The sequence below is a fragment of the Paraburkholderia sp. genome, from assembly GCF_035948235.1.
Classification (GTDB): domain Bacteria; phylum Pseudomonadota; class Gammaproteobacteria; order Burkholderiales; family Burkholderiaceae; genus Paraburkholderia.
In genome coordinates this window covers 1-15,191 of record NZ_DASZJJ010000060.1, presented here as the reverse complement: position 1 = coordinate 15,191, position 15,191 = coordinate 1, and the positions used below count along the sequence as shown (strand labels likewise).

Sequence of the window (15,191 nt, the reverse complement as noted above, 5' to 3'; positions counted from 1 at the left end):
CAGCTCCAGTAGCCGCCCCAGGCCTGCGCGGCCCACAGCGCGCCAAGGATCGTAGCGATCGTAAAGAACGCGAAGCCCACGGCGATCGACTTGTACATCACGTCGTCGAGCACTTCGAGCGCGGGCAGACGGTCCGCCAGCACGCCGCGTTCTTTCATGATGTAGGCCACGCCCACCATCGCCGACAGCGCAAAGCTGCCATAGCCGATGAAGTTCGCCGGCACGTGGATCTTCATCCACCAGCTTTGCAGCGCGGGCACGAGCGGCTGGATCTGCTGCGCGTCGCGCGAGATCGAGTACCACATCAGGAAGCCCACGGCCGCGCTGATCACCAGCAGCACGAAGGCGCCCAGCGCGCGCGTGGCGTAGTGCTTCTCGTAGTACAGATAGAAGAGCGCTGTGATCAGGCTGAACAGCACGAACACTTCATAGAGGTTCGAGATGGGAATATGGCCGACATCCGCGCCGATCAGATAGGACTCGTACCAGCGCACCATCAGGCCGGTAAAGCCCATCAGCACCGCCGCCCAGGTGAGCCGCGTGCCGATTGCGCCGCCCGTCTCCGAGCGCGACAGCAGGCCGATCCAGTAGAACATCGTGGCCAGCACGAACAGCGCGCTCATCCACAGGATGGCCGACTGGCTGGAGAGGAAATACTTGAGGAAGAAGGCCTGGTCGGCGCGCGCGAGGTCGCCCTGATAGATCTGGATCGCACCGATCGACATCACGGCGATCGCGGCCATCAAGAGGCGCGAAGGCTTCCAGCGCCAGCCGAGCACGACCAGCGCCGGCACCGTGCCGCACAGCACGAGCTTGTCGTAGTAGTTCATGTGCGCGTGGTAGCGCGAGAGCGCGAAACCCGCGCCCGCCACCATCGCCAGCGCGAACACCCAGTCGAGCACCGTCAGGCGGCGCAGGAAGGGCCGTTCGTCGAACAGCAAATCGTTGAGATCGGACGCGCCGCGCGCGTCGTGAGCCGCTGCCGCCGCAGCGCGGTCGGCGCGGCGGGTCTTTGCGGAAGAAGAAACCTGAGTCAAGTCCATGGGCTTACCGATGTTGATCTTGAGTGTCCGTAAAGGGCGCCTTAAAGCGCGCGTGGATCGCGTGGATCAAGCGTTACGGTCCGTCCCGCCGTCGTCTGCGCTTGAGCTCCCGGGCTGGGCGCCCAGGGTGCGCGAGACCGCTTCACGGGTGCGGGCAAACTCTTTCTCGAAGTCGAGCGTGCGGCGCGCGGTCGACATCGCCATGATGACGTCGACGCCCTGTCCGTGCGTCCCGCTGCGCTCTTTCAGCCAGAACCACAGACGGCGCTCGCGCACGTAGAACATCGAAAAGATGCCGAGCACGAGCAACAGGCTGCCAAGATACACGACTTCTTGCCCGGCGCGCGCGTCAACTGAAATACCGAAGCTTGCACCTGCTTGAATGAATCGAGCTGTAGATAGACAGGCGATCCGTACAGGAAACTGTCCGAAACGGCGTTGATCGAGTCCTGCACGAAGCGCGCGGACTGGGCATCGGGCGTGAGCGCGGGCTCGCCGGCCTGGGCGCGCGCGAGTTGCCAGAGATCCCACGTCGAGCCTTCGAGCATGCGCAGCAGCAGCCCCGCGGCCTTTTCCTGCTGATCCTTCGGCACCGATTTATCGATGAAACCCGCCACGGCCTGGAAGCCGCCCATCTGCGCGGGCGGCGCGCCCTGCATCGACGGATCGGTGCCCGAGAACAGGGTCAGCACGCGCGAGGCGCTGTCTTCCAGATGCTTCTGAAGATCGCGATTCGAATCGGGGACGGAGCGCGCGGCGAACTGGTGCGCAGCCTGCGCACGCAACGCCGGGTCTTCGAACGCAGCGCGCAGCAGCATCCACTCCTTCATCGTGCCGCCGCTATCGGCGGGGATGCGCAGGTAGCGGAACGGCTCGTCCGGGTTCTCGCGCATGCCGGCGAGGAACATGCGCTCGCCGCCCACATCGACGGGCAGCATGTAGTTGTTGTACTCGCGCGCCTGGCCGTCCTTGTCGCGCACCTTGTACTGCACCGACGGCCCGACGTTATGCAGATCGAGCGGCTTCGAGGTCTTCGCGCCCGAACCCAGGCGCTCGTCGAAGGCTTCCTTGAGGCTCTGATGCGCCACGCCGCGCGCATCGTTCTGACCGTTGCCGTTCGACGTGTTTTCGACGTTGATGGCGCGGAAATCGGCGAATTCGATGGTCTGGCCGTCGACGCCCGGCACGCTCTGCCCCGCAGGCAGCTTGAGCGGCGCCGAATTGCCGATGATGCCGCCGAACGGGAAACTCTTCGCGCTCGCACCGGCCATCGGCCAGGCGGTCATCTGCATCTGCGAGCCGCCGTCCTGGAAGCTCGACTGGTAGATCGACACGCCGTCGTACGTGAACGGCTCGTTCACCTCGACGCGCGCCGGAATGCGCTGGCCCGTCTTGTGGTCGATCACGACGATGTCGCTCGCGAACAGCTTGGGCATGCCGGTCGAGTAGTAATCGACGATGAACTTGTTGAGCTGGATCGAGAACGGCAGGTCCTGGATGATCGAGCCGTCGGGCTGGTTCAGGATCGCCGTCGACACATACTGGCCTTCGGGCACCCACGCGTAACCGCGGAAAGTCGGGTTCGACTGCGAGAGACGGTGTTCGGGCGCGATGTCGTTGATGACGGCATTGCTGCGGATCGGCGATTTGTCGAACAGCCACATCTGGAATTTGATCGGCAGATTGCTGTCGAGCAGCCCGCCAATGCAGATCACCACGATCGCCAGGTGGGCGAAGATGTAGCCGATCTTCGTGAGCGCGCCGCGCTTGCCTGCGATCAGCGTCGCGCCTTCGGTTTCGCGCGTGACGAAGCGGTAGCCCATGCGCTGCATCAGCTTGCCGAGCTTCGCGGTGGTTTCCTCGCGGCTCGCGCCTTCCAGCGCGAATTCGCCCTTGTGATGGAACGCGCGCAGGCTGCCTTCGCGGACCTTGTCCTTCCAGCTGCGCATGTCGGCGATCATCTTCGGGCCGTTGCGGATCACGCACAGCGAGATCGACACCACCAGGAAGCCGAGGATGGTCATGAACCACCACGCGCTATAGACCGTGTAGAGGCTCAGCGAGCGGAAGATGTCGGCCCAGAACGGACCGAACTGGTTGACGTAGTTCGGGTACGGATCGTCCTGCGTGAGCACCGTGCCGATGATGCTCGCGATCGCCAGCACCACCAGCAGTGCAATGGCGAAACGCATCGAACTGAGCAGCTCGATGGCGCCTCTCACCGCCTTCTGGCGGACATTCAACTGCAGACCCTGCGTGGTGACGCTCATTCAAACTCCGCTTCTCGTTCCCGCTTCTGGTTCCATCAGACCGTCACGCGCCCTGGCTGCGTGACAGCAAAAAAGGGTGCAGGACCGCCGCATCTGCACGGCGCCCACACCCTTTTCTTGTTCTTCGACCGACCTGTTTGACTGTGCGACCGAGAACGGCATCGCGAGAGACTACACGCGTGCCAGGTCAATATCGGGTCAATGCAGACCGGCCGCGTAATCGGCGACGGCCTTGATTTCGTCGTCCGAGAGACGGTGCGCGATCGTGCGCATCGGCTCGTTATTGTTACGCGTGCCCTGCTGGAATGCCTGCAACTGCGCGACCACGTATTCCGACCATTGGCCCGACAGGCGCGGGTACTGGACCGGAATGCCCTGGCCGGTCGGCCCGTGGCAAGCCGCGCAGGCGGGCACGCCTTTATCGGCGATACCGGCGCGCCAGATTTTCTGGCCTTCCGGCACCGTCTTCGCGTCGCGCGCGAAGCCGGGCTTGGGCGTCTGCGAGGCGAACCAGGCAGCCACGTTGATCATATCCTGATCGGAAAGCGCGCTGGCGAAGCCAGCCATAATCACATTATTACGCGCAGGGGGCTTGCCGCCGGGCTGCGGCTTGAAATCCTTGAGTTCTTTGACGAGATATTCGGCGTGCTGGCCCGCCAGTTTGGGATAGGCGCCGCCCGTGCTATTGCCGTCGGCCGCGTGGCACGCCGCGCACACCTGCGCCGCGATGGCCTGCCCCCGCGCGAGGTCGGGTTTGGCCGGAGTCGCCGGGTCCGCCGCCATCGCCATGATCGAAACACCTGCCGTAAGACCTGCCGCTATCGCAAATTCGAGTGCCTTCAAAGACTTGCTCAGTCGATTCATTCGCGCACCTTGTTTCGTCTTGTGGGAATCAGGTTCTGCAAACTACGACAGCGACCGATCTATCTCGAAAGGCCCGCGCCGGCCTCACGGGTATTCAGTAAACCGTCGCATTGTACAATAGCGCGCAAGGCGCCACGGCGCCAGTCGGGCCTGCCCCCGATATCTCCAGATCCTCCCCGGGCTTCGCCGGGCTTGGCGCCTCTGCCGCCTCGATATTTCATAATGTGGTCCTCACGATGGCCTTCCTGCTGCATCAAGCCCGTTTCTTCACGACGGTGAATCATCTGCGCGACCTGCCCGCCACGGCGCGGCCCGAGGTCGCGTTCGCCGGGCGCTCGAACGCAGGCAAATCCACCGCCATCAATCTGCTGTGCAACCAGAAGCGCCTCGCCTTCGCGTCGAAGACGCCTGGCCGCACGCAGCACATCAACTATTTCTCGGTCGGCCCGGAAGACGAACCCGCCGGTTATCTGGTCGACTTGCCGGGCTACGGCTACGCCGAAGTGCCGGAAGCGGCCAAGCAGCACTGGCAGCAACTGCTCGCGCTCTATCTGCAGACGCGTGCGCAGTTGACCGGTCTCGTGCTGATGATGGACGCGCGCCGCCCGCTCACCGACCTCGACCGCCGCATGATCGAGTGGTTCGAGCCGTCGGGAAAACCGATTCACGCGCTCCTGACGAAGTGCGACAAATTGACTCGTCAAGAAAGCGTGCTGGCGCTGCGCAATACGAACAAGGCGTTGGACGAATATCGCAATCAGGGTTACCAGGGCAAGCTCAGCGTGCAGCTTTTCTCGGCGCTCAAGCGTGTCGGTCTGGATGAGGCGCACGCCGTCATCGAAAGCTGGATTGCGCCCCAGGTCGGTATCGGCGAATCGGAAGCTCCGGCTTCCTGATTTCGCCCGGGATCGCCTGATCTCACTGGCGGCGGCCGGTTCCTGGCCGCCCCTTGTTCCCTCTCCCCGCCTTTTTGCTGCCGAGCGTGCGCAAGGTCACATAGCCGTGGCTGAGCACCGCTCGCGACGGCGTTCGCCTGCTCATTTTTCGAGCAGAATCCATGCAAAACGCAATTTTTGTCGGCGCATAAAAAAACCCGCCGTAAGTGCCGGCGGGCTAAACAGCCTTATCGAAAAACGACAGGCACCCGCTCAGGGAGGAGAAGCGGGGAGTCTGGCGCAAGGCGCCTCGCTCGATCGGTATGATATACCATTGTCCTGAAAAGTTTCCTGCGCTCCAAAAGCGCGTTTTGTTTCAAGATAATCCGCCGCCATGAGCTTCTACCCGCATCACCGTCCGCGCCGCATGCGCCGTGACGACTTCTCGCGCCGCCTGATGCGCGAAAACCTCCTCACCACCAACGATCTGATCTATCCCGTGTTCGTCGTCGCGGGCGAAAACGTGCGCGAAGCCGTGCCGTCGATGCCCGGTGTCGAACGCGTGTCGATCGACCTGCTGATGGGCGTGGCCGAGCAATGCGTCGAGCTGGGCATCCCGGTGCTGTCGCTGTTCCCCGCTGTCGACCCGGCGCTGAAGACGCCCGACGGCATCGAGGCGACCAATCCCGATGGCGTGATCCCGCGCGCGGTGCGCGAGCTCAAGAAGCGCTTCCCGGATCTGGGCGTGCTGTGCGACGTCGCGCTCGACCCGTACACGAGCCACGGCCAGGACGGCGTGCTCGACGAGAACGGCTATGTCATCAACGACCAGACCATCGAGATTCTCGTGGCGCAGGCGCGTGCACAGGCCGAAGCGGGCGTCGACATCGTCGCGCCGTCGGACATGATGGACGGCCGCATCGGTGCGATCCGCGAGATGCTGGAAAGCGAGAACCACATCCACACGAAGATCATGGCCTACTCGGCCAAGTATGCTTCGGCGTTCTACGGCCCGTTCCGTGACGCGGTGGGCTCGGCGTCGAATCTGGGCAAGGGCAACAAGATGACCTACCAGATGGACCCGGCCAACTCGGACGAAGCGCTGCGCGAAGTGCGCCTCGACATCGAGGAAGGCGCGGACATGGTGATGGTCAAGCCCGGCATGCCGTACCTCGATATCGTGCGCCGCGTGAAGGACGAGTTCCGCTTCCCGACCTACGTGTACCAGGTCAGCGGCGAATACGCGATGCTCAAGGCGGCCGCGCAGAATGGCTGGCTCGATCACGACAAGGCGATGATGGAATCGCTGCTCGCGTTCAAGCGCGCTGGCGCCGACGGCATTCTGACGTATTTCGCGCTGGACGCTGCGCGGTTGTTGCGCGCGCAGAAGTAAGCGGCGTCAGCCGGTACGCCATGCAAAAAGGCACGTCGCAAGACGTGCCTTTTTCGTTTGTACTGCCGATGCGGCGTTTGATCGTTCGTTCTGGTTACGATTGTCCGCTGGGAAGATTGAGCAGGTTGCGCGAAGGCACCGCAGACGCCGAAGGCGCTTGCGCATCGGCACCCGCGCCCGGAGTCGCAAGCCGATCGAGGCGTGCGAGGAATTTATCGGCGTTCTCGTAGCCAACCACGCGCAGCACCTCGTTGCCCTTCGTATCGAAGAAGATGATGCCCGGCGGCCCGAACAGCCCGAAGCGCTTGAGCAGCGCCTGATCGTCGGTGCTATTGGCCGTCACGTCCGCGCGCAGCAGACCCAGTTGCGCGAGACGCGCCTGCACGCGCGGGTCGCTGAAAGTGAACTTCTCCATCTCCTTGCAGCTCACGCACCAGTCGGCGTAAAAGTCGAGCATCGAGGGCTTGCCCGCCGTCTTGAGCGCCGCGTCGAGTTGACCCGACGAGCGCACCGGCGCGAACGTCAGCGCGTCGGCCTGCGCACTCGCGCCCGGCGTGCCTGCCGTGCCCACAGCCGCGCCACCTTCGCGCGCGGCCAGCACGGCGAGCGGGCGCAGCGGATCGGTCGAGCCCGCTGCGAGCCCGACGATCAGCGTCGCGGCCCAGATCGCAAACGCCGCGCCGACGCCACGGCCCAGACGGCGCCAGACGTTAGCCGGGCCTGCGTTCGGCGTGAACAGGCCGAGCGAGGCGGCGGCCAGCAGCAGCCACAGGGCGGCTAGCAGCATCTGCGCCGTCGCGCCCAACACCGGCCAGACGATCCAGAGCGCAGCCGCGAGCAGCACGACGCCGAAGAATACCTTCACGCCGTCCATCCACGTGCCCGCGCGCGGCAGCAGCGTGCCCGCGCCAAGGCCAAGAATCATGAGCGGCACGCCAAGCCCGATGCCCATCGCGAAGAGCGCCGCGCCGCCCAGCACGGCATTGCCCGTGTGCGCGATGAACGCGAGCACGGCGAACAGCGGTGCGGTCATGCAGGCGCCGACCACCAGCGCCGACAGCGCCCCCATCAGCGCGACGGCGGCGAACTTGCCGCCCGAGCGGCCCTGTGACGCACGCGACGCGCCGTCCTGCCAACGCTGCGGCAACGCAACGTCGTAGCCTGCGATCAGCATGACGGCGAATGCGGTGAGCAATACTGCGAACGCACCGAGCACCCACGGATTTTGCAGCCACGCGCCCAGGCTCTGCCCGACCAGCGCGGCGGCGATGCCGAGCACCGTATAAACCAGCGCCATGCCAAGCACGTAGACGAACGACAGCGCAAATCCGCGCGCACGCGTGACTCTGGCGCCTTCGCCGACGATGATCGCCGAGAGGATCGGGATCATCGGATACGAGCACGGCAGCAGGCTCAGCACCATCCCCGCGACGAAGTACAGACCGACCACGGCGAAGAAGCCGCCGCCTTGCAGCAGTGACTGCGCATAGTCAGCGCTGGTCGCGCGCTCGTACCAGGGCTGGGTGTTATCGGCTGTGGCCGAAGGGGCGGCTGCGTTGGCCACCGTCGTCGTGCTCTGGCTGGAACCGGCAGCTCGCAGCGCCGCGCCGCTCACGTGGTAGACATGCTCGGCCGGCGGATAGCAGATGCCCGCATCGGCGCAGCCCTGCGAGGTCACGGCGAGGTCGAACGGCCCGCTCGCGGACTTCACCGGCACGTGGATCGTCAGTTCGTTGCGGTAGGTCTCGACGTTCTTGTTGAAGGTCGGATCGAACTTCACATGCCCGGGCGGAATCTGCGCGTCGCCGAGCGTCGCCGAACCGTTGCGCGTCGCGAAGGCAAAACGCTCGCGGTACATGTAGTAGCCGTCGGCGATCTTGAAATGCACGTCGACCACACCCGGCGTTTCGCTGGCGCTGAAGGCGAAGGCCTGATCGGGCGGCAGGAAGTCGTCGTCGGCATGCGCGGGCGCGGCGCCGAACAGCAGCGGCAGCAGGCAGCCAATCAGTGCGAGCAAAGTCAGAAACGAGGCGTACGGCGCGGCGCGCTGGCGCCGATCGAAGCGGTTAGACATGAATGGGGCGCTGTGTCTCGGCATGAACCCACTGGCCGTAGGCGCTGGAGGCCGTGGCCTGCCACGAGAGAATCTCGGGCGTCTCGTAGGGGTGCTGGGTCTGGATGAACTGTTCGAGATCGGCCGCGCGCGCGAGGCTCGTCTTGAAGAGTAGCTGGATCTCGTCGCCGGACTCGATCTTGCCTTGCCAGTGATACTCGGAGTGCACCGCACCCAGGCGCGTCACGCAGGCCGCCAGGCGTGCTTCGAGCACGGCCTTCGACAGCGTCGCGGCGGTGTCCTCGTCGGGCACCGTGGTCAGCATGAGTGTCACACTCGGGGTCACATTGAGGGTCACGACGAACTCCGGCAGGATGCCCCGCATGCTGCACAACACGGCGGGACTCAGTAAGGCAGAACGCTATCGTACCACCGGCGCCGTTTGGCTTTGTTCATGCGCCCTGGACGCCTTCAGATACGCAAACACCCGGCCGCAGCATTTATTCCGCAGCAGAAAACAAAAAAGCCAGGCTAGGCCTGGCTTTTTCGCGCGCCGCTCAATCCGGGGATCAAGCGACTAGAAGCTTATTCCGCTTCCTGGATGTTCTCTTCCGTGACTTCCGGACGGTCGAGCAGTTCGACCAGTGCCATCGGTGCGTTGTCGCCAACACGGAAACCGAACTTCAGGATACGCAGGTAGCCGCCCGGACGGTTCGCGAAACGCGGACCGAGCACGTCGAACAGCTTCGTGACCGAGTCACGATCGCGCAGGCGGTTGAACGCCAGACGACGGTTTGCCAGCGACGGCTTCTTGCCCAGCGTGATGAGGGGCTCGACAACCTTACGGAGTTCCTTCGCCTTCGGCAGCGTCGTCTTGATGACTTCGTGCTCGATCAGCGAGTTGGACATGTTACGGAGCATTGCCAGACGGTGGCTGCTCGTGCGGTTCAGTTTCCGCAGACCATGACGGTGACGCATTTCAATTTCCTTGAAACAAAGTTTTAGTCCAGCTCTTCTATCGCCTCTTTATGAGGCACGGGCCGGTACGCGAAAAAGGCAAGACGCGGATTCTAAAGGAAAATCCGCGTCCCTGCCACATTACTTACTTGTCGAGACCAGCCGGCGGCCAGTTTTCGAGCTTCATGCCGAGCGTGAGACCGCGCGAAGCGAGCACTTCCTTGATCTCGTTGAGCGACTTGCGACCCAGATTCGGGGTCTTGAGCAGCTCGTTCTCGGTACGCTGGATCAGGTCGCCGATGTAGTAGATGTTCTCGGCCTTCAGGCAGTTCGCCGAGCGAACCGTGAGTTCGAGATCGTCCACCGGACGCAGCAGGATCGGATCGATCTGCGGCGCGCGCGACGGAGCTTCCGCCGCCGTTTCGGTGCCTTCCAGTGCAGCGAACACCGACAGCTGATCCACGAGGATGCGCGCCGACTGGCGGATCGCTTCCTCAGGCGAGATCACGCCGTTGGTTTCGATGTTCATCACGAGCTTGTCGAGGTCGGTACGCTGTTCGACACGCGCGCTTTCCACGGCGTAGCTCACGCGGCGAACCGGCGAGAACGACGCGTCCAGCACGATGCGGCCGATGATCTTGGCCGAATCGTCGCCGTAACGGCGCACATTGCCCGGCACGTAGCCGCGGCCCTTCTCGATCTTGATCTGCACGTCGAGCTTGCCGCCCTTCGTCAGATGCGCAACGACGTGTTCCGGGTTGATGACTTCGCAGTCGTGCGAGAGTTCGATGTCGCCAGCGGTGACAACGCCTTCGCCTTCCTTGCGCAGCGTAACCGTCACTTCGTCACGGTTATGCAGCTTGAAGACCACGCCCTTCAGGTTCAACAGCAGGTTGACCACATCCTCTTGCACACCGTCGAGCGTCGAGTATTCGTGCACGACGCCTGCGATCGTCACTTCGGTCGGCGCGTAGCCCACCATCGACGACAGCAGAACGCGCCGGAGCGCGTTACCCAAGGTATGGCCATAACCGCGTTCGAACGGCTCCATGACCACTTTCGCGTGGTTGTCGCCGAGCGATTCCACAGCGATGATCTTGGGTTTCAACAAACTGGTTTGCATAGGTTTTCCTTTTCAATACCCTCGGCTCGTTACACCGATAAGGCTGAGATGGCCACAACCTGAAAAAAACAGCCGAGGCCACCTCCTGCGCGAAGCACAGAGGCTACCCCGGCCGTCAATTCGATTAACGCGAATACAATTCGACGATCAGGCTTTCGTTGATGTCGCCAGCGATGTCGCTGCGCTCCGGCACGCTCTTGAACGTACCTTCGAACTTCTTCGCGTCGACTGCAACCCAACCTGCGATGCCACCTTGCTCTGCCAGCGACAGCGCTTCAGCGATACGCACTTGCTTCTTCGCCTTTTCGCGAACAGCAACGACGTCGCCTGCCTTCACTTGCATCGACGGGATGTTCGCGACGACGCCGTTCAGCGTGAGAGCCTTGTGGCTCACGAGCTGACGCGCTTCAGCGCGGGTCGATGCGAAGCCCATGCGGTACACGACGTTGTCGAGACGCGATTCGAGCAGTTGCAGCAGGTTTTCGCCGGTGGCGCCCTTGCGACGGTCCGCTTCCGCGAAGTAGCGGCGGAACTGACGCTCGAGCACGCCGTAGATGCGCTTCACTTTTTGCTTTTCGCGCAGCTGCGTGCCGTAGTCGGACGTACGAGCGCCCGACGTGCGGCCGTGCTGGCCCGGCTTGCTGTCAAGCTTGCACTTGTCAGCGAGCGAGCGGCGTGCGCTCTTCAGGAAGAGGTCGGTGCCTTCACGGCGGGACAGCTTGGCCTTCGGGCCGATATAACGTGCCACGTTGCTTTCCTTCGATAATTAATCACGCAAAGCCTGAAACGGGGAGACCCCGCAGCTTGCGCTAGTTCGACCCTTTGGACCGAACGGTGGGCTTAGTCAATTCAATAGCGCCGAGAGCCTGGGACGCCGTTACCGGCGGCTCAGGCAGTCGGCAAGCGCGACGCCTTAGATACGACGGCGCTTCGGCGGACGGCAGCCGTTGTGCGGGACCGGCGTAACGTCGGAGATCGCGGTGATCTTGATGCCAAGACCATGCAGCGCGCGCACCGCCGATTCGCGACCCGGGCCGGGGCCCTTGATACGCACTTCGAGGTTCTTGACGCCGTATTCCATTGCAACACGGCCAGCCGATTCAGCTGCAACCTGAGCTGCGAAGGGAGTCGACTTACGCGAACCCTTGAAGCCCTGGCCGCCCGACGTTGCCCAGGCAAGCGCGTTGCCTTGACGGTCGGTGATCGTGATGATCGTGTTGTTGAACGACGCGTGAACGTGAACCACGCCCTCGGCGACGTTCTTCTTAACCTTCTTGCGAACGCGTTGCGCCGCGGAGTTGTTCGAAGCCTTAGCCATTACGTTTTCCTGTAACTGTCAGAACCGCTTACTTCTTCAGCGACTGTGCTGCGCGGCGCGGACCCTTGCGCGTACGTGCGTTGGTACGCGTACGCTGGCCACGCAGGGGCAGACCCTTGCGATGGCGCACGCCACGGTAGCAGCCGAGGTCCATCAGGCGCTTGATGTTCATCGTCGTTTCACGGCGCAGATCGCCTTCGACAACAAACTTGCCCACTTCCTCACGCAGCTTTTCCAGATCCGCGTCGTTCAGGTCCTTGACCTTCTTGTTGAACGGCACACCCGCTGCCACGCAGATGTTGCGCGAACGCGTGCGGCCAACACCGAAAATTGCCGTCAGGCCGATTTCAGTGTGCTGGTGGTTCGGGATGTTAACCCCTGCAATACGAGCCATTGTTTTTCCTCAAACAAAAAGCGCAAGCAAAAGCGCGCTGATCAGCCTTGACGCTGCTTGTGGCGCGGGTCCGAGCTGCAGATCACGCGAACGACGCCGTTGCGCTTGATGATTTTGCAGTTACGGCAAATGCGCTTTACCGATGCCATCACTTTCATGATATTACCCTTTTTCTAAATCACTTCGCCCGGAACACGATCCGCGCACGCGACAGATCGTAAGGCGTCAACTCAACCGTCACCTTGTCGCCCGGAAGAATACGGATGTAGTGCATCCGCATTTTCCCGGAAATATGCCCCAGAACGACATGGCCGTTTTCCAGCTTCACCCGGAAGGTTGCGTTGGGGAGGTTTTCGATGACCTCGCCTTGCATCTGGATTACATCGTCTTTGGCCATATGTCCTTACCGCATCGGGACTCCACCGCCCTTGAAGTTAGCCTTCTTGAGCAGCGATTCATATTGTTGCGACATAACGTACGACTGCACCTGCGCCATGAAGTCCATTGTGACGACGACAATGATCAGCAGCGACGTGCCACCAAAATAAAACGGCACATTCCAGCGCAGCACCAGAAACTCCGGCAACAGGCAGACAAACACGATATAGATCGCACCGGCCAGCGTCAGACGCGTGAGGATGCGGTCGATATAGCGAGCCGTCTGATCGCCCGGGCGGATGCCAGGTACGAACGCGCCACTCTTCTTCAGGTTGTCGGCCGTTTCCCTGCTGTTGAACACCAGAGCGGTGTAGAAGAAGCAGAAGAAGACGATCGCCAACGCATACAGCAACACGTACACGGGCTGGCCAGGCTTGAGGGCTTCGGCCACGTTGTGCAGCGTGTCCGCGAACCAACCGGATCGCGATCCCGAACTGAACCAGTTCAGGATGGTTGCCGGGAACAAGATGATCGACGATGCGAAGATCGGCGGAATCACGCCCGACATGTTCAACTTGAGCGGCAGGTGCGACGACTGCCCACCGTAAATCTTGTTGCCAACCTGACGCTTCGCATAGTTCACGAGGATCTTGCGCTGGCCGCGTTCAATGAACACCACCAGGTACGTCACGGCTGCGATCAGCGCCACGATGATGATCGCCGAGACGGGGCCCATCGAGCCGGTTTGCACCAGCGAGAAGAGACCGCCGATCGCGTTCGGGAAACCCGCTGCGATCCCGCCGAAGATGATGATCGAGATACCGTTGCCAAGCCCGCGTTCCGTGATCTGCTCACCGAGCCACATCAGGAACATCGTGCCAGTCACCAGCGTGACGACCGTCGTCAGACGGAACACCATGCCCGGATCGATCACGAGTGCCGGCTGGTTTTCCAGCGCGACTGCAATGCCGAAGGCCTGAAAGGTCGCCAGCACTACCGTGAAGACCCGCGTGTACTGCGTGATCTTGCGTTGTCCAGCCTGCCCTTCCTTCTTCAGCGCCTCGAGCTGCGGCGAGACAATCGCCATCAGCTGCAGGATGATCGACGCCGAGATATACGGCATCACACCCAGCGCGAAGATCGTGAAGCGAGACAGTGCACCACCCGAGAACATGTTGAACATGCCAAGGATGCCGCCTGACTGGCTCTGGAAGAGCTTCGCCAGTTGGTCCGGGTCGATGCCCGGCACCGGAATGTGCGCGCCGATACGATAAACGACCAGCGCCAGCAGCAAGAACATTGCACGCCGACGCAGGTCGCCGAACTTCGGAGCGCTGCGACCGGTTTTTGCGAGACTCGGGCTGTTAGCCAAGTAGCTTCTCCGATGCAGAAGTTAGTGACGGCGGGCAAGCCCGCACGCACCACTCACAATCACTCGGCAAAAGAACCGCCTGCTGCTTCAATCGCAGCACGCGCATTCTTCGTCGCACCCAGGCCCTTGACCACGACCTTGCGCTTGATCTCGCCAGTGGCGATGATCTTTGCGGAACGGGTCATTTCGCCAACGAGGCCTGCCTGCTTGAGAGCCAACAGATCGATTTCGTCGACCGGCAGCTTCTCGATATCGGCGAGGCGCACTTCACCAACGAATTCCTTCGTCAGCGAGGTGAAACCACGCTTCGGCAGACGACGCTGCAGAGGCATCTGACCGCCTTCGAAGCCGACTTTGTGGAAGCCGCCCGAACGCGATTTCTGACCCTTGTGACCACGGCCAGCGGTCTTGCCGAGGCCGGAGCCGATGCCGCGACCAACGCGACGCTTTGCGTGCTTCGCGCCTTCAGCCGGCTTCAGGTTATTCAATTCCATTTTCAAACTCCTGGAGTCCTGGTCGAGCGCTTAGCCGATGACCTTGACGAGGTACGAGACCTTGTTGATCATGCCGCGCACTGCCGGCGTGTCCTGCAGCTCGGAAACCGAGTTCAGGCGGCGCAGGCCGAGACCGCGCACAGTGGCACGGTGCGTTTCGCGGGTCCCAATCAGGCTCTTGACGAGCTGAACCTTGACAGTTTTTTCAGACATGGTGCCCACCCTTAGCCCAGAATTTCTTCGACGGACTTGCCGCGCTTCGCTGCGATGTCAGCCGGGGTCGACTGCTTGCGCAGACCGTCCAGCGTGGCACGAACGAGGTTGTACGGGTTCGTCGAACCGTGGCTCTTGGCCACGACGTTCTGCACGCCCATCACGTCGAACACTGCGCGCATCGGGCCGCCGGCGATCACGCCCGTACCTGCCTTCGCCGGAGCGAGGAGGACGACCGAAGCGCCATGCTTGCCGTGCACTTCGTGTTGCAGGGTGCCGTTCTTCAGGGGCACCTTGAACATGTTGCGACGAGCTTGTTCCATCGCCTTCTGGACAGCGACGGGCACTTCCTTCGACTTGCCCTTGCCCATACCGACGCGGCCATCACCATCGCCAACCACGGTCAGAGCGGCGAAGCCGAGAATACGGCCGCCCTTCACAACC

17 protein-coding genes and 1 pseudogene are annotated in these 15,191 nt (G+C 62.5%); 2 read left to right on the top strand and 16 right to left on the bottom strand.

Features of this window, described 5'->3' with window-relative positions; translation table 11 throughout:
• The 3 genes and pseudogenes from ccsA to VG320_RS03830 form a co-directional block, all read right to left on the bottom strand.
• Positions 1–1,043, bottom strand: a 1,043-nt coding sequence (gene ccsA / locus VG320_RS03840; protein WP_327198823.1) for a cytochrome c biogenesis protein CcsA, incomplete at its 3' end; no start/stop codon positions are given.
• Positions 1,044–1,109: 66 nt separating this feature from the next.
• A pseudogene (locus VG320_RS03835) lies at positions 1,110–3,235 on the bottom strand (cytochrome c biogenesis protein ResB).
• Positions 3,236–3,511: 276 nt separating this feature from the next.
• Positions 3,512–4,177: a c-type cytochrome gene (locus VG320_RS03830; RefSeq protein ID WP_327198822.1), complete on the bottom strand. Its 666-nt coding sequence runs from the start codon at positions 4,175–4,177 to the stop codon at positions 3,512–3,514.
• Between the two features lie 236 nt (positions 4,178–4,413).
• Between VG320_RS03830 and yihA the strand changes: the two genes are divergently transcribed.
• Together yihA and hemB are read left to right on the top strand one after the other, a co-directional pair.
• On the top strand, positions 4,414–5,073 hold the full coding sequence (gene yihA, locus VG320_RS03825; RefSeq protein ID WP_327198821.1) for a ribosome biogenesis GTP-binding protein YihA/YsxC: 660 nt from the start codon (positions 4,414–4,416) through the stop codon (positions 5,071–5,073).
• 373 nt (positions 5,074–5,446) lie between these two features.
• Positions 5,447–6,445: a porphobilinogen synthase gene (hemB, locus tag VG320_RS03820; RefSeq protein WP_327198820.1), complete on the top strand. Its 999-nt coding sequence runs from the start codon at positions 5,447–5,449 to the stop codon at positions 6,443–6,445.
• A 94-nt stretch (positions 6,446–6,539) separates the two neighbouring features.
• Here hemB and dsbD read toward each other — a convergent pair whose 3' ends face one another.
• From dsbD to rpsE, 13 genes are all read right to left on the bottom strand, one after another.
• Entirely contained in the window at positions 6,540–8,519 is a 1,980-nt protein-coding gene (gene dsbD / locus VG320_RS03815) for a protein-disulfide reductase DsbD (RefSeq protein WP_327198819.1), read from the bottom strand.
• The gene (gene cutA, locus VG320_RS03810) at positions 8,512–8,823 is read right to left on the bottom strand and encodes a divalent-cation tolerance protein CutA (RefSeq protein WP_327198824.1); all 312 of its coding nucleotides are present in this window, start codon (positions 8,821–8,823) and stop codon (positions 8,512–8,514) included. Before cutA ends, dsbD begins: the two co-directional genes overlap by 8 nt.
• 260 nt (positions 8,824–9,083) lie before the next feature.
• The gene (gene rplQ, locus VG320_RS03805; protein WP_027819334.1) at positions 9,084–9,476 is read right to left on the bottom strand and encodes a 50S ribosomal protein L17; all 393 of its coding nucleotides are present in this window, start codon (positions 9,474–9,476) and stop codon (positions 9,084–9,086) included.
• Between the two features lie 124 nt (positions 9,477–9,600).
• Entirely contained in the window at positions 9,601–10,578 is a 978-nt protein-coding gene (locus VG320_RS03800) for a DNA-directed RNA polymerase subunit alpha (RefSeq protein ID WP_103706956.1), read from the bottom strand.
• Between the two features lie 124 nt (positions 10,579–10,702).
• Entirely contained in the window at positions 10,703–11,326 is a 624-nt protein-coding gene (rpsD, locus tag VG320_RS03795) for a 30S ribosomal protein S4 (RefSeq protein WP_103706957.1), read from the bottom strand.
• A gap of 165 nt (positions 11,327–11,491) precedes the next feature.
• Complete coding sequence (rpsK, locus tag VG320_RS03790; RefSeq protein ID WP_006052224.1) at positions 11,492–11,896, bottom strand: 30S ribosomal protein S11; 405 nt, start codon at positions 11,894–11,896, stop codon at positions 11,492–11,494.
• A gap of 28 nt (positions 11,897–11,924) precedes the next feature.
• Positions 11,925–12,290 carry a 30S ribosomal protein S13 gene (rpsM, locus tag VG320_RS03785; RefSeq protein ID WP_103706958.1) on the bottom strand — a complete coding sequence of 122 codons (366 nt, stop codon included), beginning with the start codon at positions 12,288–12,290 and terminating at the stop codon, positions 11,925–11,927.
• 41 nt (positions 12,291–12,331) lie between these two features.
• The gene (rpmJ, locus tag VG320_RS03780; protein ID WP_027819338.1) at positions 12,332–12,448 is read right to left on the bottom strand and encodes a 50S ribosomal protein L36; all 117 of its coding nucleotides are present in this window, start codon (positions 12,446–12,448) and stop codon (positions 12,332–12,334) included.
• Positions 12,449–12,468: 20 nt separating this feature from the next.
• Positions 12,469–12,687 carry a translation initiation factor IF-1 gene (gene infA / locus VG320_RS03775; RefSeq protein ID WP_004521905.1) on the bottom strand — a complete coding sequence of 73 codons (219 nt, stop codon included), beginning with the start codon at positions 12,685–12,687 and terminating at the stop codon, positions 12,469–12,471.
• 6 nt (positions 12,688–12,693) lie between these two features.
• Positions 12,694–14,040 carry a preprotein translocase subunit SecY gene (gene secY, locus VG320_RS03770; RefSeq protein ID WP_327198818.1) on the bottom strand — a complete coding sequence of 449 codons (1,347 nt, stop codon included), beginning with the start codon at positions 14,038–14,040 and terminating at the stop codon, positions 12,694–12,696.
• A 59-nt stretch (positions 14,041–14,099) separates the two neighbouring features.
• Positions 14,100–14,534: a 50S ribosomal protein L15 gene (rplO, locus tag VG320_RS03765; protein WP_028222618.1), complete on the bottom strand. Its 435-nt coding sequence runs from the start codon at positions 14,532–14,534 to the stop codon at positions 14,100–14,102.
• 30 nt (positions 14,535–14,564) lie between these two features.
• Positions 14,565–14,747 carry a 50S ribosomal protein L30 gene (gene rpmD / locus VG320_RS03760; protein ID WP_010106952.1) on the bottom strand — a complete coding sequence of 61 codons (183 nt, stop codon included), beginning with the start codon at positions 14,745–14,747 and terminating at the stop codon, positions 14,565–14,567.
• 11 nt (positions 14,748–14,758) lie between these two features.
• Positions 14,759–15,191, bottom strand: a 433-nt coding sequence (gene rpsE, locus VG320_RS03755) for a 30S ribosomal protein S5 (RefSeq protein ID WP_327198817.1), incomplete at its 5' end; no start/stop codon positions are given.

Bases quoted from the DNA above. Each gene is read 5' to 3' on its own strand.
- VG320_RS03830 (WP_327198822.1), bottom strand. From the start codon at position 4,177: ATGAATCGACTGAGCAAGTCTTTGAAGGCACTCGAATTTGCGATAGCG.
- rplQ (WP_027819334.1), bottom strand. From the start codon at position 9,476: ATGCGTCACCGTCATGGTCTGCGGAAACTGAACCGCACGAGCAGCCAC.
- rpmD (WP_010106952.1), bottom strand. From the start codon at position 14,747: ATGTCTGAAAAAACTGTCAAGGTTCAGCTCGTCAAGAGCCTGATTGGG.
- rpsM (WP_103706958.1), bottom strand. From the start codon at position 12,290: ATGGCTCGTATTGCAGGGGTTAACATCCCGAACCACCAGCACACTGAA.
- rpmJ (WP_027819338.1), bottom strand. From the start codon at position 12,448: ATGAAAGTGATGGCATCGGTAAAGCGCATTTGCCGTAACTGCAAAATC.
- hemB (WP_327198820.1), top strand. From the start codon at position 5,447: ATGAGCTTCTACCCGCATCACCGTCCGCGCCGCATGCGCCGTGACGAC.
- infA (WP_004521905.1), bottom strand. From the start codon at position 12,687: ATGGCCAAAGACGATGTAATCCAGATGCAAGGCGAGGTCATCGAAAAC.
- rpsK (WP_006052224.1), bottom strand. From the start codon at position 11,896: ATGGCTAAGGCTTCGAACAACTCCGCGGCGCAACGCGTTCGCAAGAAG.
- yihA (WP_327198821.1), top strand. From the start codon at position 4,414: ATGGCCTTCCTGCTGCATCAAGCCCGTTTCTTCACGACGGTGAATCAT.
- rplO (WP_028222618.1), bottom strand. From the start codon at position 14,534: ATGGAATTGAATAACCTGAAGCCGGCTGAAGGCGCGAAGCACGCAAAG.
- VG320_RS03800 (WP_103706956.1), bottom strand. From the start codon at position 10,578: ATGCAAACCAGTTTGTTGAAACCCAAGATCATCGCTGTGGAATCGCTC.
- dsbD (WP_327198819.1), bottom strand. From the start codon at position 8,519: ATGTCTAACCGCTTCGATCGGCGCCAGCGCGCCGCGCCGTACGCCTCG.
- cutA (WP_327198824.1), bottom strand. From the start codon at position 8,823: ATGCTGACCACGGTGCCCGACGAGGACACCGCCGCGACGCTGTCGAAG.